Raw genomic sequence first — 19533 nt, forward strand, 5'->3', positions numbered from 1 at the left:
CGCCCCTTTTCCGGCGCTTTTCCTGGCGGCGGGGAGGGGCTTTTCATTTCGCACAGAATCTAGGATAATGAATACAACAAACCTACGGATTGGGGAGTGGTGGCACCGCAGGTCCGCCGCTCCCTGTGTTGGCCGCTCTTCGGGGCATTCCCTAGAGATCGATGAAATTGGAGGTGGGGGCCGTGACGGTTTCCGTTGTTGATGAGCATTCCGAGATCCGCAGGCTGGCGGCCCAGGTCGCCGAAGAGGTCTACGCGCCGATGGCCGAGGAACTGGATGTGACCAGGACTCCCATATCCCTGGAGGAGCGCAGGCGCCTGGGTGAACTGGGGTTCCTGGGGATCACCCACCCGGAGCGCTTCGGCGGCGCCGGGGCCCCCCTGTCGCAGGCGCTCGCCGTGATCGAGGAATTCGCCAAGGTCTGCCGGCCGGCGGCTTTCCAGATCTTCGAGTCGAACACCGGACCTGCCCAGGTGATCAACCACCTCGGCACCGAGGAGCAGCGCGAGCGCCTGCTGCCGGACATCATTACCGGAGACAGGACGATGGCGGTGGCGATCTCGGAACCCGACGCCGGCTCGGCGGCCACCGACGCCAGGACCACCGCCCGCCCGGTCGGCGACGGCTACGTGGTCAACGGCGCCAAGCGCTGGATCTCCAACGGCGGGGAGGCCGACCACTACCTGGTCTACGCGCGCCTTTCCGACGCGCCCGGCGCCAAGGGGATCGGCGCCCTCGTCGTGGACAAGACCATGCCCGGCGTCAGCTTCGGGGTGCCCGAGCGGCTGATGGGGTTCCGCGGCATCCCGTCCGCGGACGTCATTTTCGATGACGTGCTGGTGCCCAAGGAAAACGTCGTCGTCCCGGCAGGGGAATTCAGCTCGCTTTTCGGGGCGTTCTCCATCGAGCGAATGGGCAACGCAACAATGTCCCTGGCGATTGGCCAGGCTGCCCTGGACAAGACGCTGGCCTACGTCCAGCAGCGCGAGCAGTTCGGCAAGCACCTGGTCGAATTCCAGTCGATCCAGATGATGGTGGCGGATATGGTGCTGCAGGTCGAGGCCGCGCGGCTCCTCGTTGAACGCGCCGCCAACAGCGGCAAGGACGGCATTCCGGACCCGCTCCAGGTTTCGCTGGCCAAGTGCACCGCGAACGAGATGGCCAAGAAGGTCACCGACCTGGCGATCCAGGTGCACGGGGGCAACGGTTACACCGAGGAGTACGGGCTCGAGCGGCTGCACCGCGACTCCCACGGCTGGGCCATCGCCGGCGGCACGCCGTCGATGCAGCGCATCCGCATCGTTTCCGAAGTCCTCGGCCGGCGCTTCGACCAGCGCCGGTGAGCGGTTCCTGCCGCGGCCCGTCCCGGACCGCGGCAGGAGCCCGTCATACTGCGGGAAGGTTGTGACTATGTGCAATTCTTCGCTTGAGAGACAGGAGCCGTTGTGAGCGTTGACCTGGGTACGGACATGGAAGCAGTTGCGGAGCCGACAGGGCCGGACTTCGATTTGGGCGAGGGCCACAGGCTGATCAGGGAGCAGGCGCGGGCGCTTGCCGCCGCCGTCGAGTCCCTGGCCACCGAGGCCGACGCCTCCTCCGAGCTGCACGAGCCCATGCGGGCGGCACTGGCCGCCTCCGGGCTGGCCGGGCATGTGGTGCCGGCCGCGTACGGGGGACGCTCGGAAACCCTGGATCCGCTGGCGATCACCGTCATCCGTGAGGCGCTGATGTATTCGTCGGCCCACTTGGACTCGCTTTTCGGGGTGCAGGGCATCGGTTCCTACACCCTCACGGCCGGAGGGAGCGAGGAGCTCAAGCGGCACTGGCTTCCCCGGGTCGTTACCCTCGAAGCCATCGCGGCCATCGCCCTGACCGAACCGGGTGTGGGGTCCGACCTGAGGGCCGTCCAGACGAGCATCGAGCCGGTGGAGGGCGGGCTGCGGGTGCGTGGACGCAAGTCCTTCATCACCAACGGCGGTGCCGCCTCGTTCTACTGCGTCCTTGGCCGCGAGGGCGACGGGTACTCCATGGTCCTGGTCCCGGCCGACGCCCAAGGGCTGACCGCGCACCCCGGCGATGACCTGATCGCCCCGCACATCCTCGGCGAGCTGGAGTTCGACGACGTCGTCGTGCCGGCCGGAAACCGGCTGGGGGTTCCGGGGAAGGCCTTCTCACTCATGCTCCAGGCGCTCGCCGTCTTCCGGGTCTCCGTGGCGGGCTCCGCCGTCGGCCTGGCGCAGGCGGCACTGGACGAGGCCCTGGCCCACGCCCGGAGCCGCGAGCAGTTCGGCGCCCCGCTTATCGAGTTGGGCTCGGTCGCGCAGTCGCTGGCGCTGTGCTGGACGGAAGTGGAAACGTCCCGCGCCATGGCCTACCGCGCGGCCTCCCTGGCCCGCACCGACCCGCTGGGACACCTGGACTTTTCCTCGATGGCCAAGGTCAGCGCCACCGAGGCTGCCGGGCGCGTCGTGGACCGCGCGGTGCAGGTCATGGGACGCTTCGGGCTGGTGCGGGGGTCGAAGATTGAACGGCTGTACCGCAACGCCCGGCCGCTGCGCATCTACGAGGGCTCCACCGAGGTGCTGCTCGATTCGCTGGCCCGGCGCCTGCGAAAGGCCGCAAAATGAAGCCCGAACTCATCATCGATGCGCATACTCACGTGTGGCCGGACAAGATTGCGGGGCTGGCGCTGAACTCCAACCCGGTTCCGGGGCTGGAACCGCGTGGCAGCGGCACCGTTGCCGGGCTGGATGCCGCGATGGACCTGCATGGGGTCCAGGCCAGTTGCTGTTTGGGCATTGCGAACGAGGCGCGGCACGTGGATTCGGTCAACCGCTTCGTGGCCGGCTTGGCCGACCCCCGGCGGTACCCCGTGGGGACGGTCCATGTGGACCTGTCCGTCGAGGAAAACCTCGCGAGCCTGCGCCGGCACGGCATCAGGAGCGTGAAGCTGCATCCCCTGTTCCAGAACTTCGCCCTCAACGATCCGCGGCTGTGGCGGATCCTGGAGGCCTTCGGTTCGGAGATCTCGGTCATCACCCACGTGGGCCAGGGCGGCGACGCGCGCACCAACGCGTTGTCGAGCCCCAAAATGATCGCGGACATCGCCCGTCAGTTCCCCAACCTGACCCTGATGGCCTGCCACTTCGGAGGTTACAAGATCCTTGACGATGCGGAGGAGATGCTCGCCGGGGCCGACGTCATCCTAGAGACGTCCTGGCCGCCGACCTTGAGCACGCTGGCCCCGGATCGGGTCCGAAGACTGATCCGCAACCACGGTGCCGAGCGCATCGTCTTCGGCTCCGACTGGCCGATGACCAACCCCGGCGAGGAGATCGCCGCGATCCACGGGCTTGGGCTTACCGATGAGGAAACCCGCCAGGTGCTCGGTGCCAACCTCGCCCGGTTCCTGCAACTGTCCCCGCTGTAGGTGGCGGGCAGGGCCTGCCGCCGCTTTGGCGGGTTGTTGACGCACGCCGCAAGAAAGGGAGTGAAGGCATGGGAAAGACCGGTATCGACGATCTGGAGGACCTGCGCAAACTGAGGCTCGGAGGGGATGGCCAGGCCGAACTCATCAGCGCACAATCCGAATGCACCTTCGTCTTCACGAATGAGGACGGCTGGGCAAGTGGGGTGGTGATGTCCTACATCGAGATCGGGGGTTTCTTCTGGGTTACGGCGGTTGAAGGGCGGGCCCATGTGCGCGGCATCGAGAAGGACCCCCGCGCCAGCATAGTGATCTCCAACGCCGGGACCGGCCTGGCCGGACGCCGGATGGTCTCGCTGCGCGGGACCGCAATCATCCACCGCGACGCCGACACGAAGGCGATGTTCCTGGAAAAGTTCGCCGCCAGGCACCAGCCCGGGAATCCCGCGGACTTTATCCGCCTGTTGGACAGTCCCCGGCGCGTGGTGATCCAGTTTCATCCCACGGCGGTTGCGGTGAGCCACGATTCCACCAAGATGCCAGGCGATGGCCGGGGCGGTACCGGCGCGCCCTGATGCAGGGGAACCGCCGCATGAGAATCGCCCCCGGGTTATGGAAATCCGGGGGCGATTCTCATGCGGTGGCCCTGGAGCCGGCGCGTCCACATCCCGGTCCGGGGAGGGTTTCGCCACCCCGGCCCGACAGCCTTGGCCCCGCCGGCCGACGGGCACGAGGGGCGCTGTGTTTTGGGGCGGTCCCCAAACCTTGACTAAATGCTGATAATCATATTGTCTATTCGTGACTTAAGTCACATGCCGGACAAAGGAGCCTGGTAGTGGGGAATATGGACCGTAAGCCGAGACCGAGCGGCAGTGGGGCGGTTGTTGTTGTCGGTGCCGGCCTTTCCGGCCTGGCCACCGCGTTGGGGGTGGCGCTGCGGGGAGGCAGTGCCGTCGTGCTGGAGGCCTCGGACCTGGTAGGCGGCGCTGCCGCCTACTCGGGAGGCCAGGTGTGGTCGGGCGCCAACCATGTTGCCGAGAGAAACGGCATCGAGGATTCCTTGGAGCTCACCGAGCAGTACATTCGCGCCATCGCCCACGACGCGCCGGAGGTGCTCGACGAGGTGGCCATGAAGCGCTGGATAGAGGCCTCGCCCGAGGCGATGAAGTATTGGGAAGAGGTCGGCGCCATTCGGTGGGCCATGATCCCGGGGCTGGCCGACTACCACAACGAGGCCCAAGGTGCCTTGCCGGAGGGCCGCTACCTCACCAACGCGGTGATCGATGGCAGCATGCTCGGAGAGTGGCGCGAACGCCTGCGCTACAGCCCGTACTTCCCCGTGGGGCAGACCTACGACGAGATGCTGGGCAAGGGGCGCCGGGCCAGCTACGTCGAGGGCGACTCCCCGTCCAAGCATGGGCATGCCGGGTTGCCGGCGTTTGGCCTCGCGGACGGCAGCCACGGCAGCAGCGGGGATGGGGACGGGGATCCACTGACCTTTGGAACCGGCGTCGTGGCTTCTTTCCTCGCCCGCGTGCTCTCCGAGCCGTTGATCGACATCCGGCTTGAGCACCGGGTCGTGGAGCTCCTGACGGATTCGTCCGGCTCGGTGGTCGGGGTGCGGGCCGAGTCCCCCGACGGGGTCGTCCAGGTCGACGGGCCGGTCATCCTGGCCACGAGCACCTACGACTGGGACCCCGAACTGGTTCGGGAAATGCTCGGCGTGGACCCGGAGGACTTCGGCAGCGTGGCACCCGAGACGCTGCGGGGCGACGGGATCCGCCTGGCCCGAGCCGTGGGTGGCGACATCACGAAGATCCCACCCACCGCCGTGCCGATCCTGCCGGGGTGGCGCTCGCAGGTGGGCGCGGGCTTTGGGTATGGGCCCGAGTATGCGATGCCGCATTCGATGATCGTCGACCGGGCCGGCAACCGGTACTGCAACGACTCCTACTGGGTCGACATCGTCGCCAAGACCTTGAATCCCGGTGAGCGGCACCTGCCCTTCTTCCTCATCTGGGACGACCAGCACCGGATGAAGTACGGCCTGGCTCAAACGCCTCCCGGGGGAGAGTATCCGGAAGGGTGGGTAACCTCCGCGCCGAGCCTCCCGGAACTGGGTTGGAAGCTTGGCATCGACGGCGAGCAGCTGGAACGGACCGCCGAGCGCTTCAGCGAGAATGCGCGAAGGGGCGAGGACCCGGACTTCGGGCGGGGCACGGTGACCTACGTCAACAAGTTCGCCGGCGATCCTTCAAACAAGCCCAGCCCCGTGCTGGGCGAAATCGCCCGGGCCCCGTTCCACGGAATCCGGCTGAAGTTCGTGGGGACCGGGATTGGCTCCAGTGGCGTGCGGATCGACGGCGAGGGCCGCGCGCTCGACGCGCGGGGGCACCCAATCGGGGGGCTGTATGCCGTGGGGTCGGCGGCCGGCATGTCAACGACGGGGACCGGATACAACAGCGGTATCGCCCTGGGCCGCGGCCTGACGCTTGCCTACCTTGTTGCCAACGAACTGACGGGCGGGACGGATGGGGTGGGCGCGGGCCTGCGCTCTGCGGCCCGCTGAAGCCGGCGGCCCAAAACCCGGCCTCTCTCCGGGGTGGCCAGTGCCAAGGGAGCAGGCTACTATCTCAATAATTTATACATATCATTAGAATGAAAGGCGCAATCATGGGAGTTCCTGTACAACGACGTCGGTTGCTCAAGATGACAGCGGCCCTGGCGGGCATGGCCATGCTGGCCGCCTGCGGCGGCGGCACCGGCGCCGCCGCCCAGAACGCGGGGGGCGAAGGCGGCATCGCGAGCAACATCAAGCTCATGGGCGTCTATGACACCACGGGACCGGTCGCCTACGCGGGCGTCGGCGCCTCCAAGGGCATGAAGCTGGCCATGGAGGAGATCGAGAAGCAGGCCTTCCTCGGCCCGGACGTCAAACTCACCCTCGACGAGGTGGACACGGCCGGCGCGATCGAGCGGGCCTCCAGCGAAGTGTCCCGGGCCATCGCCGACTCGGAGGTCAAGGCGATTTTCGGGCCCGTCTCCGGGCAGCAGGCCGCAACGGTCGCACCCATCGTCGAACAGGCCGGCGTGCCGACCATCTTCAACCAGGCGGGGTCGGAGGGCGTGGTCATCGGCGACTTCACTTTCCGCGGCACCGCTCCCATGTACAGCTACTACGACATCGCCGCCAAGTACCTGGCCGACAAGGGCCTGACCGACGTTGCGGTGATCTACAACGGAACGTTCCCGACCTTCGCCGAAATCGGCCAGAAGGAGTTCCCGAGGCTGGCCGGAGAGCACGGCCTCACCGTCAGCTCCAGCTACGCGGTCCAGAGCAACACCCAGGATTTCACCGCACAGGCACAGGAAATCGCCGCGAAGAAACCCGACGCCGTCGTCCTGCTCCTGATCGCCCCACAGGCGGTGACCGCCCTCACGCAGCTGGGCCAGGCCGGGTACGAGGGCCAGACCGTGGGCAGCTCCGTCCAGGCGGCGGGCAACGTGGCCCAAGCGGGCGAGCACGCCGCCGGCCTCGTGTACCCGGTGGACTTTTCCGCGGCGCAGGACGACGAAACCGCGGTGAAATTCGTCGAGGAGTTCACGAAGAAGTACGGCAAGGCTCCCGACCAGTACGCGGCCGAGGGGTACGACTCGATGTGGTGGCTGGCCCGGGCCATCAAGGCCAGCGGCGATTCCAGCCGCGCGGGGATCCAGAAGGGCCTGCAGAAGGTCGCCGCGGAAGGCTTCGAGGGCGTCATGGGCGACCTCACCTTCGAGGGCAATGACCTGCGTGTGAAGGGTGTCCTGGTGCAATGGGACGGCTCCAAGGAACGGCTCGCCACCGAGTGATTGAAGGGCGCGGCCGGGCCTCCGGTGCCCGGCCGCGCCCTGGATCGACACCACAGTCGAGTTGAAAGGACAGGCGGCGTGCAAGAGCTGCTCAACACCCTGACCCTCGGGTCCATCTACCTGCTGTTCGCCCTGGGCATGGCCCTGGCGTGGAGCACCATCGGCATCCTGAACTTCGCGCACGGGGCCATCTTCGTGTTCTCGGCCTTCAGCGCACACATCATTTCCGAGCATGTGGCGCTGTCGATGCCGGTGCTGATCCTGATTTCCGTACTGGTCGGCGCCGCGATGTCGGCCCTCACCCAGTGGCTGGCCTTCGAGCAGATCCTCAAGAGGTCGACGAACCACCGTTCCGCCGAGATGCGGGTCCTCATCGGCGGCATCGGCGTTGCGGCCATCCCGATCGCGATCGTGGACAAGGCGACGGCCTCGGCGCCCTTCGGGTTCGCCAACTCCACGTACAAGACCGAGGTCTACGAGTCCATGGGGTTGCGCATGACCAACACGTCGCTGATCGTCATCATTACCGGAGTCGGCATCGCAGTGGCACTGACCCTTTGGCTCCGCGCATCACGCCGGGGCCTGGGCCTGCGTGCCATTGGCGTCGACTCGGAGACCGCATCGCTCATGGGCGTCAACCGTACGGCGATGGCCCTCGGCACGATGGCGATCGCGGGCGGACTGGCCGGGCTCGCGGGAGCCCTCCAGGTCTTCCAGCTCCAGGCCATGGGCGTGGCGACCGGCGACCAGCTCCTCATCAAGGCGTTCGCGATGATTGTCCTCGGCGGCCTCGGATCGATGGCGGGCGTCATTTTCGGCGCTTTCGCCCTGGCCGGCGCAGAGACGCTGATCTTCGCGGCGAAGCTGGGGACCTGGGTGGACGCCGTCTCTTTTGGACTGATCTTCCTCGTCCTGCTGGTCCGCCCGCAGGGCATCTTTGGACGCCAGGAGGTGCGTCGGACATGATGGCTTGGTATACCGCGAACGCGGTCGTCGTCCAGGCGACGATGACAACACTGCTGCTGGCGCTGAGCATCCAGCTTCCGTTGCGGGTGGGGGTCTTCTCCTTCGCCGGTGTGGGCTGTTTCGGGATCGGCGGCTACACGGCGGCCATTCTCTACACGAAGTTCGACGTGGACACATGGCCGGCCGTGGCCCTCGGAACCCTGCTCGCCGGCGGCCTGTGCTACCTGCTGGGGCTGATCATCCACAAGCTGTCCGGGCTCTACCTGGGCATGGCGACAATCGCGTTCTCCCTGATCGTCGCGGTGGCCGCGACCAACGGCGGCAGCCTGACCGGCGGAGCCTCCGGGATCTTCGGCGCCCTGGGCGGCATCACCAACCTTCACGTCCTCCTCCTGCTGGCACTCGTCGTCGCCGGCCTGGCCATCTCGGAATACGGGCGGTTTGGACGCATGATCGATACCGTCCGCGAGGATCCCGAACTGGCTGCCGCCCTCGGCATCAACGTCGGCCGGTACCGGAAGCTGACCTTCCTGGCCAGCGGCCTGATCGGCGGCCTGGCAGGTGCGGTGACCACCCTCCTGCGCTCCACGATCACGCCGGCCGAGGTCAACTTCCACATGGTCGTCGTGGCGCTGACGGTCATCATCATCGGCGGGTCGAGCTCGTGGCTCGGGGCCCTCATCGGAGCCATCGTCATCACCTGGCTGCCCACGGTCCTGAGCTTCGTGGCCGACTGGGAGTCGATCATCTACGGCTTCCTCGTCGCGCTGGCAGCAATCTTCCTTCCCGGCGGCGTCCTCGGCCTGGCCAAGGACCTCATCCACCGCTGGCGGGCGCGGCGCCGGCCCACACCGCCGGCCCCGCCCGCGTCGGAGGCGGAGAAGATCCCCGGCGGCGAACCCAGCTCCCCCGCAACGGAGCGCAGCCTGGCATCCACCCAAGGAGGAACATCGTGAGCCGCTCGCAGAACGACAGTGCCGACCCGCGGATGATCTTCGAGGCCGACGACGTCGCCGTGCACTTTGGGGGCGTGAAAGCCGTCGATGGCCTGACCTTCGGACTTCCCGAGGGCAAGATCATCGGGATCCTGGGACCTAACGGCTCGGGCAAGAGCACCCTGGTGGGCGCGATCACGCGGCACGTTCCCCTGACCCGGGGGACGCTGAAGTTCCTCGGGAAGGACTACGCCGGCGATGAGCCGCACCTGGTGCCCCACCGCGGCATTGCCCGAACTTTCCAGACGGTGCGCCTCCTCGAGGAGCGAAACGTGCTGGAGAACGTCTTGCTGGGCACCGACTCCCTGACCGCGGGCGGGCGGGCGGCGCGCCGTTTGGGGCAGGAGCGGGCCGAACAGGCCATGGCCAGGACCGGATGCGACCACCTTGCAAAGGTGAGGCCGGACGAGCTGTCCTACGGAAACCGCCGCCGCGTGGAGATTGCCCGCGCCATCGCCATGGAGCCCAAGCTCCTTCTGCTCGACGAGCCGACGGCAGGCATGGGCCGCGCCGAGAAGGAGGAGATCTCCACCCTGATGTTGTCGTTGCGGGCCGAGGGGCTCACCCAGCTCATCGTCGAACACGACGTGCAGATGATGGTGGACACCTGCGACAGCCTGCTCGCGATGAACTTCGGAAAACTGATCGTGGAAGGGGAACCGCGGGAGGTCGTTCGCAACCCGGCGGTCCAGGAAGCCTATCTAGGAAAGCAGGCGGTCAAGCATGCTTGAGGTCAACGATCTGCACGTGAGCTATGGCGCGGTCAACGCGGTTCGCGGTGTCTCGATGTCCGCGTCCGCCGGCCGGATCACCCTGGTCCTCGGATCGAACGGTGCCGGCAAGACGACGTCGCTGCGAGCCATCCACGGTCTGCTGAAGGCCCGGAGCGGTTCGGTGAAGCTGGACGGCAAGGAGATCCTGGGGCGGTCCGCCCACCGGCAGGTCCGGCAGGGCGTGGTCATGGTGCCGGAGGGGCGGCGGATCTTTCCGTCACTTACGGTCGAGGAGAACCTCCGCATGGGGGCCTACACCGTGAGCCGCCCGGACGCCCAACGCACTGTCGCCGGGATCTACGAGAAGTTCCCCATCCTGTCCGAGCGCAGGTCGATGCCCGGAGGCCTGCTCAGCGGCGGCGAGCAGCAGATGCTGGCCTTCGGACGCGCCATGATGTCGCAACCGAAGGTGGTTCTCCTCGACGAGCCGTCCATGGGCCTGGCGCCGGGGATGGTGGACCGCGTCATGTCCAGGGTCCGCGAGATGGCCGACACCGGGATCGCCGTCCTGATGGTGGAACAGAACGCCGACGCCGCCCTGGCGGTGGCCGACGACGTCGTCCTGGTGCAGCGCGGGGAAGTGGTGTGGACCGGCACGGCCGAAAATGCCCAATCCGACACCGCCCTAGTTCACGCGTTCCTGGGCGAGGCCGCCCTCGCCTGAGGGCTTGAACATCGTGGAGAGCATCCCGGGGCAGGCCACCATCCAGGACTTCGCGTCGCCGGCGCAGGAACTCGCGGCGAAGGGTCCCGACGCCGGCTGGTGGATCGCCCGCGCGATCAAAACCAGCGGCGGCCCGTTCCGGGGGGCATCCGGGAGGGTTTGGAGCTGACTGCGCGGGGAAGGCACCCGGGAAACGCTCATCTCCGACTGGAAGCCGCCTTTCCGGCGGCTCGCACATCGATCAGGGAGTAACAGCATGACCGAAACTACGGCAAACATGCTTCAGCACTTTCGCGCCCACCAACTCCTGACCACGTACACGCGCATGGTCGATGCCAAGGACGTGGAGGGGCTGGCCACGATTGCGCATCCGGACATCGTCCTGGTGCGAAGCGCCGACAGGGCGCCCCGGGCGGGCCGGGAGGCGTTCCTGGACCTTTACCGGGATTTCGCGCGGTCCGATGTCCAAGAGAGCCAGCACATGGCCACCAACCTCTCCGTCACCGAGTTGGACGACGGATCGCTTGCCGTGGCGGCGCGTTTTCTGGCAATCACCACGCATCCGGACGGAGCACGCGCCACCTGGGGCCGGTACAACGACGAAATCGCGCAGCACAAGGGCAAGTGGGTCTTCACCGCCAAGCGCATCCAGGTGGTGCGCACGGCCCTGGTGGACGGGGACATGCTGGCCCCGCTCAACGCCAGTTCGTTCGATCCGATGCCCCGCTGAGGCCGGGGACATGCCTAAGGCCCACCACCAGCCGCGCCCCGTGGGGACCGGAACCATCTCGGAGCAGTTGCCCGAGGACATCAGGGCGCAGATTGGACGCCGGTTTCCCGGGGGGTACTACACGGCCGAGCCCTACCGCGCCTGGCTCCTTGCCGATGCGGCGGCAGACCGGCCCCACGCCCCTGCCGTCCACCCCCTGCACGCCTGGCTCGCCACCACCGGGGGGATCGGCATTACCTGGGACGAGTTCTTCGCCTGGTTCGGGGCCACCGCCGCCGACGGCCCGATGTTCGGCGAGCACGAAACCGTTCTGCACCGCCGGCTGCGCACGGACCGCCGCTACAGGGTGAGCGGGTCCGTCGTCTCCGCCGTGCGGAAGCGCGGCCGCGCCGCTGGCCTGTTCGACCTGGTGGAATATCAGCTGGAACTGCACGACGACGCCGACGGCGGCCACGTGGCGACCTGTTGGAACTCGATCGTCTTTCCCCGGGGTGGATGATGGGCCACTCCACCGTCCGCCGGGATGCCGCCGGCCTCCGGGTCGGCATGGAAATTCCCCCCTGGGAGGTCCTGGTCAGCGCCGAGAAGATGAAGACCACCGCGGCGCTGCTGGCCGATCCCAACCCGATCCACTTCGATGTCGGGGCCGTCCAGGCGCTCGGGCTGGGGGACCGGCCGGTCAACCAAGGCCCACTCAACATGGGCTACGTCATGAACATGCTCGCTGCCTTCACCGGATCACACGACTGTCTCCGCCGCCTGCGGGTGCGCTTCCTCGCCAATGTCCTCGCCGGCGACCGGGTGAGGGCGGCCGGCGTGGTCACTGGCCTGACGGAGGCGCCGGACCACGGCGGACGCTGGGCCGAATGCGACGTCAGCCTGGCCGTCGTCGGCGGCCGAACCGTGCTGAGGGGGACGGCGACGGTTGCACTCCCGGGGGCGGGTGCCGGAGCGGCCGAAAGCGACGACCACGAGGAGAACAAGACATGACAACGGCGGCCGGCGTGTCGGTGGACACCGCCTCAAAGGATATTGCCCAGGGACGCCTGGTGTTCCAGCTTGCCTACGGCGACTGCGACGTCGTTGGCATCGCCTATTTCGCGATCTACTACCCGTGGATGGAGCGTGCGTACAGCACCTGGCTGCACGCGCACGGCATCCGCAGCGGACAGATGCTGGAGGACTTGGGCATCGTGACGGTCGGGGCGAGTTCGGGTGCGACCTATGCGCAACCGGCGCGGGTCTTCGACCGGCTTGCCTGCCAGGTCGTGCTGGAACGCCTCGGGACAAGTTCCTACACGCTCGGCTTCGACTTCACCCGCGACGGCACGCTTGTCACCCGCGGCCAGATGACCTTTGCCTGCCGCAGCCCCCGTTGGGACAAGACCCCGGTCCCCGACCGCCTTGCCGCCATCCTGTCGAGCCTGCCGCGCCGGCACACGGACCCGGACCTGCGCCGGGCACCAAAAGAATAGGACCCGACACGATGTCACCCACAACACTGGAGCAGCGGCAGCTGTCGATCGGCGCCTGGCTCGCCAACGCCGCCGGCCGGCACCCGCACGCCACCATCGGGATCGAGGGGCACGCCGTCTCGGTCGCGGCGCTCGATGCCGCGGCGGGACGGGCCGCCGCCGGTTTCCGGGCCCTGGGCCTGGCGCCCGGAGACCGGGTTTGCCTGGTCATGCCGGCCAGCACGGAGGCTCTCCACGCATGGTTTGGCCTGGCGAAGGCCGGCCTTGTGGAGGTTCCGTTGAATCCGGCCGGCGGATCCGAGCTGCTGCGGTACTGCATCGAGCAATCCGGTGCGACGGTGGTGGTGTGCGATGCCGGGCGCGAAGCCATGGTCCGCGAGTTGATTCGGGATGTCGAGGCGGTGCGGTACCTGGTGGTGGCCGGCGGCGGGACGCCGAAGGCGGCGGCGCGGGTTGACCGGTTGGCGTTCGAGGACGTGCTGGCGCATCCGGAAGGTCCGGTGCACGAGGTCGATCCCGCATCGGCAGCGGTGATCCTCTACACGTCGGGGACCACGGGGCCGCCGAAGGGAGTGCTGCTGAGCCACCGGGCAAACATCAACTTGGCCCGGCACACCACCAGGCTGCTCGGGTACACGGCCAACGACCGCCTGTATTCCGTCTTTCCGCTGTATCACAGCAACGCACGGTACTGCAGCGTCATGGCAGCGATCGAGGCCGGCGCGGACCTGGTCATGCACCGCAGGTTCTCCGCCAGCCGGTTCTGGGACATCTGCCGCGAGCACGGCATCACCGCTTTCAACTACCAGGGTGCGATGATGAGCATCCTGCACAAGCAGCCGCCCCGTCCCGACGACGCCGACCACCCCGTCCGGCTCGGATTCGGCGCGCCGTGCCCGCCCGAGATTTTCGCCGACTTCGAACGCCGGTTCGGCGTCCGCCTCACCGAGATTTACGGCAGCACCGAGGTCTCCATCGTCACCGACATGCCACCAGGGGACCGCAGGATCGGGACGGCTGGCAATGAGTCGGAGAACTACCAGGTTGCCATCGTCGATGACCAGGACCAGCCGGTGCCCTCCGGCACGACAGGTGAAATCGTGGTCCGCCCCAAGAAACCGGGATGGATGTTCGACGGCTACCACCGGATGCCCGGGGCCACGGCGGAGAGCTGGCGCAACCTGTGGTTCCACACGGGCGACCGCGGGCAACTCGACGACGACGGCTTCCTCACCTTTGTCGACCGCGTCAAGGACTCGATCCGGCGCCGGGGGGAAAACATCTCCTCCTGGGAGATCGAGCGCGTGGTCGGGGGCCACCCGGACGTTGCCCAGGTGGCCGCCTACGGCGTGCCCTCCACGCTCAGCGAGGAGGAGGTGATGGTCGCCGTCGTGCCGCGGGAGGGCCGAATCCTCGACCCGGCCGTGCTCATTGGCCATTGCGGGGGTGCGCTCACCTCCTTTGCGGTGCCCCGTTTCGTCAGGATCGTCAACGCGCTGCCCATGACGCCCAGCCAGCGGGTGGAGAAGTACCGGCTGCGGGCCGAGGGAGTCACGGAAGGCACCTGGGACAGCCAGGCGGGCACGCAATGAGCGGGCCGCTGCAGCGATTCAGGATCATCGAGCACTCCGCGCATGTCCTTGAGCTGCGCATGGCGCGCCCGGAGAAGCTCAATGCGATGGACCAGCGCTGGTTTCGCGAGTTGACGCACGTGATGGGACGCTTTGGGGTGGAGGACGACGTCCGCGCCGTCGTCCTTACGGGCGAGGGGCGCGCGTTCTCCGCAGGCGGGGACATCGACATGTTCCACGACCTTGGCGGCGACGCGGACCTGGTGCGGCCGCACCTGCGGCGCGTGTACGAGGCCTTCCACTCCGTGGAACGGTGCGCGGTTCCGGTGATCGCCGCGGTCGGCGGCCGGGCCTACGGAGGAGGAACCGAGCTTGCCCTGGCCTGCGACATGGTCCTTGCTGGGGAGTCAGCCCGGTTTTCCTTCAAGGAAGCCAACGTCGGACTCCAGCCGGGATTCGGAATCGTGCGCGGACCACAGGTAATCGGCCCCCAGTGGACCAGCTACCTGGCGCTCACCGGACGCGACCTCGATCCCTGCCAGGCACTGGCGTGCGGCCTGGTCCAGGAGGTCCACCCGGACGATGAACTGCTTGAACGCGCTCTGGGCCTGGCCGGGGAGATCGCGGCGAAGCCCCCGCTCGCGGTTCAGGTCGGCAAGGCGTTCATCAACCGGCACACCACGGCCGGCTTCAGCGAGTCGGTGGAGGCGACCGCCCTGCTCTTTGGGACCGCCCAGCATGCGGCAGCCGTGGCCGCATTCCGGCAGCGCGCCCGCTGAGGGCCGGGCCGGGAAACATGCCCGCCGTGCCCGGGTTGGCAGGCAGTGAGGGGCGTCCGGCTCCCTGCGGGATGGCTGCGGAAGACGCGCGGCACAAACCCCTTGAAGAGCGACAAGTCATCCGTAATAATGATGATTATAAAATGGGCCCGAGGGCGGACGATGGTAGTTTCCGTCGCGAACCCGGTGCCACCCACCGCCGATTTACCCGAGCATCGAAGAAGGAAAATTATGCTGCAGAATAAGGTCGCGTTGGTCACTGCTGGTGCCTCCGGGATGGGCAGGGCGGGCGCCGAACGGTTCGCCGAGCAGGGGGCGTTCGTCTACGTCGTGGACCGGGATGAGGAGGCCACCAGGGCCGTTGTCGACGGGATCCGGGAAAAGGGCGGTCAGGCGACCGGCATCGTCGCGGACGTCCGTGACCTGGATGCCCTGAAGGACGTCGCCGGACAGGTGCAGAGGGAGCACGGCGTGCTCCATGTCCTTTACAACAACGTCGGCATCCCTGGCGCGGCCGGCCTGGACCTCAGCCAGGAGGAGTGGGATGCCCTGATCGAGATCAACGCGCGCGCCAGCTTCTACCTCACCCACTATCTGACCGACCTGCTCAAGGCGGCCGATGGCGCCTCGGTGATCTTCAAGAGCTCGAGCTCGGGCCTGGTGGGATCGCCGTGGAGCCCCCTGTACTCCTTCACCAAGGGCGGGCTCATTGCCCTGGTGCGCTCCCTTGCCCTGGCCTTTGCGGCGGACAAGATCCGCGTCAACGCCATCGCTCCGGGCTCCGTGGAGACCCCCGGACTGCCCGGGTTCTTCCGGGCCTCGCCGGAGGAGGTCGAGGAGCGCAAGCAGGCCTTCTTCGCCCAGATCCCCATGGGGCGTGCCTCGCAGCCGGAGGAGGTCGCCGGCGTGGCCCTTTTCCTGGCCAGCGACCTGTCCAGCTACGTCACCGGGATCACCATTCCCGTTGACGGCGGGCTCACCGCCAAGTAGACCCATGCCCCTTTGGGGCAAGAGAGCAAGGAGATCACCATGGAGTTCGGTATCCTCATGGGCGACCAGCCGGTCCAGTCTTCGCCAACCGAGCACCTCGACCTCATGCTGCGCAAGGTCGAGGCGGCGCAGGAGGCGGGGTTCAAGTACCTGACCATCGGCCAGCACTTCCTGTACGACGGCTTTCGCTGGCTGCAGCCCATTCCGCTGCTGAGCCGGCTGGCCGCTGAGCTCGACGACGACGTCCGCTTGGGAACGACCGTGCTGGTTGGCCCGGTCCACCACCCGGTCATCCTGGCCGAGGAGCTCGCGACCCTGGACATCATCACCGGCGGCCGCCTGGTCGTCGGGATCGGCACGGGATACCTGCCCGCGGAGTACGAGACGATGGGCGTGCCCTTCAAGCAGCGGTACCAGCTGCTTGACGAGCTCATTGAGGTCATGACCAAGCTCTGGACCCAGGACCGGGTGACCCACCACGGCAGGTTCTGGAACATCGAGGACGCGCCGACGCACATCCGCCCCGTCCAGGATCCCCGGCCACCGATCTGGTTGGGTGCCATGAAGGAGACCGGGGTGCGCCGCGCTGCCCGCCTGGGCGACGTCTGGACGATCACGCCCCAGCAGACCGTGGACCAGGTGGAGGACCTCATCCGCATCTACGTCGAGGAGCGGGTGGGTGCGGGCCTGCCGTTGAACAAGCTGCCGCTGCGGCGCGAGCTGATGATTGGCCGCGACTTCGACGACGCCGTGAACAACTTCGCTGCCGTGGCCCGGGTGAAGTACGAGGCGTACGCGGACCGGGGAATGGACCTGCTGTCCGACGAGGCGGTACGCAACGGGTTCGTGGAGACGGTGCGCGACCACGTCCTCCTCGGCTCGGCCGACGACGTGCGCAACCAGATCGCCGCCATCGCCGGCCGGTTGCCGATCGGCCCGCTTCTGATCCGCCCCCACTGGCCGGGAATGGACGCCGGGCAGACGGCGGCGTACCTGAAGAAGGTGGGCGAAGAGGTGGTCAAGCCGCTGGCCGGGCTCGAAAGCGCGTCGTTCGAGAAGACGATGAGCACGGTGGTGGGCGCCGGGTAGCGCCACCTGCTGGGCCCCTTGGCGCCCGCGGCGGCACAGGGTGCCGTCGCGGGCGGCAAGCGGCCCTGGCGGTGCGCCGCGGGCAGGCCGGGTGACAGTTCGCTGTTGCCCGGCCTTTCTGTTGGCGCGCCCTTTTGGCCGTCCGCACGTGGCGGAGCGCCGGCCTGGCCCTGGCGCGCGCAATCCGGTTCCGGCGGGCGAAAGCAGGGTGGGCGGCAATAATCTAGTCGCATCATTGTCAGGAACGAGTGCCAGTGCTACGGTTCTGAGCTGTTAGCTAGACAACATTTTGGTGGCTGCAAGCCAAGGCTGGGAGCCCGGAATACTCCAGGAGTGTGGGATGGCCACGAGCAGTGCGCTTACCGGACCCGCGGGCGAGGGGGCCCGCGGGTCCGGGCGGAGGATAACGGTCATGGGTGGCGCAGCCATGGGTGGTGTAAGGGCCAGGACAAGCGGCTTCACGCCCCTGGCGGCGGGCGGACGGATCGCCGCCTCGCGGAGGGAATTCAAGGACGTTTCGATGGTTGGAGGCAATCGATGAGCCAGCGGCAGGTTTACACGGATCTCGTTCCGACGTTCCCGGACCCGGAGACCTGGACCCTGGACCAGGTCCTCCGCCACCACGCGTCCGTACGCCCGGACGCCGTGTGCCTGGACGCGCCGGTGGAGGAGGCCCGCTGGACGTATGCCCAGGCCCTGGCCAGCGCCGAGCGCATTGCCGGCACCTGGCTCACGGCCGGCGGCAGCCCGGGGGACCGTGTGGCGATCATGGCGATGAACTCCTCGCAGCTGGTGCGCTCCTGGTGGGGTGCCGCGGTCGGGAACCTCGTCGAGGTGCCGATCAACACCAACTATGAGGGCGAGTTCCTGCGCCACCAGCTCAACGTGGTGGACGCCCGCTTTGCGGTCATCGACGATGTCTTCGCGCCGCGCTTCGTGGCCATCGCCAAGCACGTGCGCGGCATCGAGCGCTTCTGGGTGATCGACTCCGGGACCGGGAACCGTAACGCGGCCATCGACCTGCTGCGCTCCAACGGCTGGGACGCTGCCCCGTGGGAGGAGCTCGAAGATGGCCCCGTGCTGGACATGGTGCCGCCGCGCGCCCAGGACCTGGGCGCGATCTTCTTCACCTCCGGAACCACCGGCCCCTCCAAGGGCGTCTCCATGCCGCACTCACAGCTTTACTTCTTCGCCCAGGAAGTGGTCTGCCTGACCCGGTTGACGCCCGAGGACACATACCTGACGACGACGCCGCTCTTCCACGGCAATGCACAGTTCATGGCCGTCTACCCCGTCATCATCGCCGGCGGCCGCGCGGTCATCCGGCCCAAATTCAGCGCCAGCCGCTGGATCGACCATGTCCGCGACTCCGGGGTCACCGTGACCAACTTCGTCGGCGTGATGATGGACTTCGCGTGGAAGCAGCCGCCCCGGGAGAACGACCGGGACAACGTACTTCGCGCGGTCTATGCGGCGCCGACCGCCAGCACCATCGTGGAACAGTTCAAGGAGCGCTACGGCATTGAGGCCTTCGTCGACGCGTTCGGGCTGACCGAAACCTGCGCGCCGATCCTGTCCCCCTACGGCGTGCCGCGTCCGGCCGGCGCGGCCGGCCTGGCCGCCTCCAAATGGTTCGACATCCGGCTCGTGGATCCCGAAACGGACCGCGAGGTGCCGGTCGGGCAGGTCGGCGAGCTGGTGGTCCGCCCGGTCCAGCCGTGGACCTGCAGCAACGGCTACTACGGCATGCCCGAAAAGACCCTTGAGGCCTGGCGGAACCTGTGGTTCCACACCGGCGATGCCCTCCGCCAGGACGAGGACGGATGGTACTACTTCGTGGACCGCTACAAGGACGCCCTGCGCCGGCGCGGCGAGAACATCAGCTCTTACGAGATCGAGGCCGCGGTGATGGGCCATCCGGCGGTCGCCGAATGTGCCGTGGTCGGCGTTCCGGCCGACGTCGAAGCGGGCGAGGACGAGGTCCTGGCCGTCGTCGTCCTCACCGAGGCTGCCGCCCCGGCAGAGATCCTCTCCTGGTGCGAAGGGCGCATCCCGGCCTTCGCCATCCCCCGGTACCTGCGCGTCGTCGACGAGCTGCCCAAGACGCCGTCGCAGAAGATCCGCAAGGCGGTGCTGCGCGCCGAAGCCCTTGGCCCGGACACCTTCGACCGCCTGGCAGTGTCCGTTTCCTGACGGCCCGCACCTTCACGAGAAAAGAGAAA

20 protein-coding genes are annotated in these 19533 nt (G+C 67.7%); all 20 read left to right on the forward strand.

Going from position 1 to position 19533, the window contains the following annotated elements:
• Window positions 1-182 precede the first annotated feature (182 nt).
• Window positions 183-1343 (forward strand): acyl-CoA dehydrogenase family protein, encoded by a 1161-nt coding sequence (locus tag NCCP_RS03890; RefSeq protein WP_225873664.1) that lies wholly within the window; start codon window positions 183-185, stop codon window positions 1341-1343.
• A gap of 102 nt (window positions 1344-1445) precedes the next feature.
• On the forward strand, window positions 1446-2627 hold the full coding sequence (locus NCCP_RS03895) for an acyl-CoA dehydrogenase family protein (RefSeq protein WP_225873665.1): 1182 nt from the start codon (window positions 1446-1448) through the stop codon (window positions 2625-2627).
• Window positions 2624-3430, forward strand: a complete 807-nt coding sequence (locus tag NCCP_RS03900) for an amidohydrolase family protein (protein WP_149955939.1) — start codon at window positions 2624-2626, stop codon at window positions 3428-3430. The genes NCCP_RS03895 and NCCP_RS03900 overlap by 4 nt, the downstream gene beginning before the upstream one ends.
• A 68-nt stretch (window positions 3431-3498) precedes the next feature.
• Window positions 3499-4002 carry a pyridoxamine 5'-phosphate oxidase family protein gene (locus tag NCCP_RS03905; protein ID WP_149955940.1) on the forward strand — a complete coding sequence of 168 codons (504 nt, stop codon included), beginning with the start codon at window positions 3499-3501 and terminating at the stop codon, window positions 4000-4002.
• A 269-nt stretch (window positions 4003-4271) separates the two neighbouring features.
• On the forward strand, window positions 4272-5996 hold the full coding sequence (locus NCCP_RS03910; protein ID WP_149956136.1) for an FAD-dependent oxidoreductase: 1725 nt from the start codon (window positions 4272-4274) through the stop codon (window positions 5994-5996).
• 140 nt (window positions 5997-6136) lie between these two features.
• Window positions 6137-7279, forward strand: coding sequence for an ABC transporter substrate-binding protein (locus NCCP_RS03915; protein ID WP_225873666.1), 1143 nt, complete (start codon window positions 6137-6139; stop codon window positions 7277-7279).
• A 78-nt stretch (window positions 7280-7357) separates the two neighbouring features.
• On the forward strand, window positions 7358-8245 hold the full coding sequence (locus NCCP_RS03920) for a branched-chain amino acid ABC transporter permease (protein WP_149955941.1): 888 nt from the start codon (window positions 7358-7360) through the stop codon (window positions 8243-8245).
• Window positions 8242-9201 carry a branched-chain amino acid ABC transporter permease gene (locus NCCP_RS03925; protein ID WP_149955942.1) on the forward strand — a complete coding sequence of 320 codons (960 nt, stop codon included), beginning with the start codon at window positions 8242-8244 and terminating at the stop codon, window positions 9199-9201. Before NCCP_RS03920 ends, NCCP_RS03925 begins: the two co-directional genes overlap by 4 nt.
• Entirely contained in the window at window positions 9198-9971 is a 774-nt protein-coding gene (locus tag NCCP_RS03930) for an ABC transporter ATP-binding protein (RefSeq protein WP_216364652.1), read from the forward strand. Before NCCP_RS03925 ends, NCCP_RS03930 begins: the two co-directional genes overlap by 4 nt.
• The gene (locus NCCP_RS03935; RefSeq protein ID WP_149955943.1) at window positions 9964-10677 is read left to right on the forward strand and encodes an ABC transporter ATP-binding protein; all 714 of its coding nucleotides are present in this window, start codon (window positions 9964-9966) and stop codon (window positions 10675-10677) included. Before NCCP_RS03930 ends, NCCP_RS03935 begins: the two co-directional genes overlap by 8 nt.
• Before the next feature lie 4 nt (window positions 10678-10681).
• A complete protein-coding gene (locus NCCP_RS14915) occupies window positions 10682-10846 on the forward strand; it encodes a hypothetical protein (protein ID WP_172627286.1) in 165 nt (54 codons plus the stop codon).
• Between the two features lie 87 nt (window positions 10847-10933).
• On the forward strand, window positions 10934-11407 hold the full coding sequence (locus NCCP_RS03940) for a nuclear transport factor 2 family protein (protein WP_149955944.1): 474 nt from the start codon (window positions 10934-10936) through the stop codon (window positions 11405-11407).
• A gap of 10 nt (window positions 11408-11417) precedes the next feature.
• Entirely contained in the window at window positions 11418-11906 is a 489-nt protein-coding gene (locus NCCP_RS03945; protein WP_225873667.1) for a hypothetical protein, read from the forward strand.
• Entirely contained in the window at window positions 11873-12397 is a 525-nt protein-coding gene (locus NCCP_RS03950) for a MaoC family dehydratase (protein WP_225873668.1), read from the forward strand. Before NCCP_RS03945 ends, NCCP_RS03950 begins: the two co-directional genes overlap by 34 nt.
• A complete protein-coding gene (locus NCCP_RS03955; protein WP_216364653.1) occupies window positions 12394-12882 on the forward strand; it encodes an acyl-CoA thioesterase in 489 nt (162 codons plus the stop codon). Before NCCP_RS03950 ends, NCCP_RS03955 begins: the two co-directional genes overlap by 4 nt.
• An 11-nt stretch (window positions 12883-12893) precedes the next feature.
• Complete coding sequence (locus NCCP_RS03960) at window positions 12894-14474, forward strand: AMP-binding protein (protein WP_149955945.1); 1581 nt, start codon at window positions 12894-12896, stop codon at window positions 14472-14474.
• Window positions 14471-15232 carry an enoyl-CoA hydratase/isomerase family protein gene (locus NCCP_RS03965; protein ID WP_149955946.1) on the forward strand — a complete coding sequence of 254 codons (762 nt, stop codon included), beginning with the start codon at window positions 14471-14473 and terminating at the stop codon, window positions 15230-15232. The genes NCCP_RS03960 and NCCP_RS03965 overlap by 4 nt, the downstream gene beginning before the upstream one ends.
• A 231-nt stretch (window positions 15233-15463) precedes the next feature.
• On the forward strand, window positions 15464-16222 hold the full coding sequence (locus NCCP_RS03970; RefSeq protein ID WP_172627287.1) for an SDR family NAD(P)-dependent oxidoreductase: 759 nt from the start codon (window positions 15464-15466) through the stop codon (window positions 16220-16222).
• Between the two features lie 39 nt (window positions 16223-16261).
• The gene (locus NCCP_RS03975) at window positions 16262-17311 is read left to right on the forward strand and encodes an LLM class flavin-dependent oxidoreductase (protein WP_149955948.1); all 1050 of its coding nucleotides are present in this window, start codon (window positions 16262-16264) and stop codon (window positions 17309-17311) included.
• A gap of 537 nt (window positions 17312-17848) precedes the next feature.
• On the forward strand, window positions 17849-19504 hold the full coding sequence (locus tag NCCP_RS03980) for an AMP-binding protein (RefSeq protein WP_149955949.1): 1656 nt from the start codon (window positions 17849-17851) through the stop codon (window positions 19502-19504).
• The last annotated feature ends 29 nt before the right edge of the window (window positions 19505-19533 follow it).

This window comes from Zafaria cholistanensis, assembly GCF_008580665.1.
Taxonomy (GTDB): Bacteria; Actinomycetota; Actinomycetes; order Actinomycetales; family Micrococcaceae; genus Zafaria; species Zafaria cholistanensis.

Bases quoted from the DNA above. Each gene is read 5' to 3' on its own strand.
- NCCP_RS03980 (WP_149955949.1), top strand. From the start codon at position 17,849: ATGAGCCAGCGGCAGGTTTACACGGATCTCGTTCCGACGTTCCCGGAC.
- NCCP_RS03935 (WP_149955943.1), top strand. From the start codon at position 9,964: ATGCTTGAGGTCAACGATCTGCACGTGAGCTATGGCGCGGTCAACGCG.
- NCCP_RS03960 (WP_149955945.1), top strand. From the start codon at position 12,894: ATGTCACCCACAACACTGGAGCAGCGGCAGCTGTCGATCGGCGCCTGG.
- NCCP_RS03900 (WP_149955939.1), top strand. From the start codon at position 2,624: ATGAAGCCCGAACTCATCATCGATGCGCATACTCACGTGTGGCCGGAC.
- NCCP_RS03975 (WP_149955948.1), top strand. From the start codon at position 16,262: ATGGAGTTCGGTATCCTCATGGGCGACCAGCCGGTCCAGTCTTCGCCA.
- NCCP_RS03970 (WP_172627287.1), top strand. From the start codon at position 15,464: ATGCTGCAGAATAAGGTCGCGTTGGTCACTGCTGGTGCCTCCGGGATG.
- NCCP_RS03965 (WP_149955946.1), top strand. From the start codon at position 14,471: ATGAGCGGGCCGCTGCAGCGATTCAGGATCATCGAGCACTCCGCGCAT.
- NCCP_RS03945 (WP_225873667.1), top strand. From the start codon at position 11,418: ATGCCTAAGGCCCACCACCAGCCGCGCCCCGTGGGGACCGGAACCATC.
- NCCP_RS03905 (WP_149955940.1), top strand. From the start codon at position 3,499: ATGGGAAAGACCGGTATCGACGATCTGGAGGACCTGCGCAAACTGAGG.
- NCCP_RS03910 (WP_149956136.1), top strand. From the start codon at position 4,272: ATGGACCGTAAGCCGAGACCGAGCGGCAGTGGGGCGGTTGTTGTTGTC.
- NCCP_RS03955 (WP_216364653.1), top strand. From the start codon at position 12,394: ATGACAACGGCGGCCGGCGTGTCGGTGGACACCGCCTCAAAGGATATT.
- NCCP_RS03940 (WP_149955944.1), top strand. From the start codon at position 10,934: ATGACCGAAACTACGGCAAACATGCTTCAGCACTTTCGCGCCCACCAA.
- NCCP_RS03915 (WP_225873666.1), top strand. From the start codon at position 6,137: ATGACAGCGGCCCTGGCGGGCATGGCCATGCTGGCCGCCTGCGGCGGC.
- NCCP_RS03925 (WP_149955942.1), top strand. From the start codon at position 8,242: ATGATGGCTTGGTATACCGCGAACGCGGTCGTCGTCCAGGCGACGATG.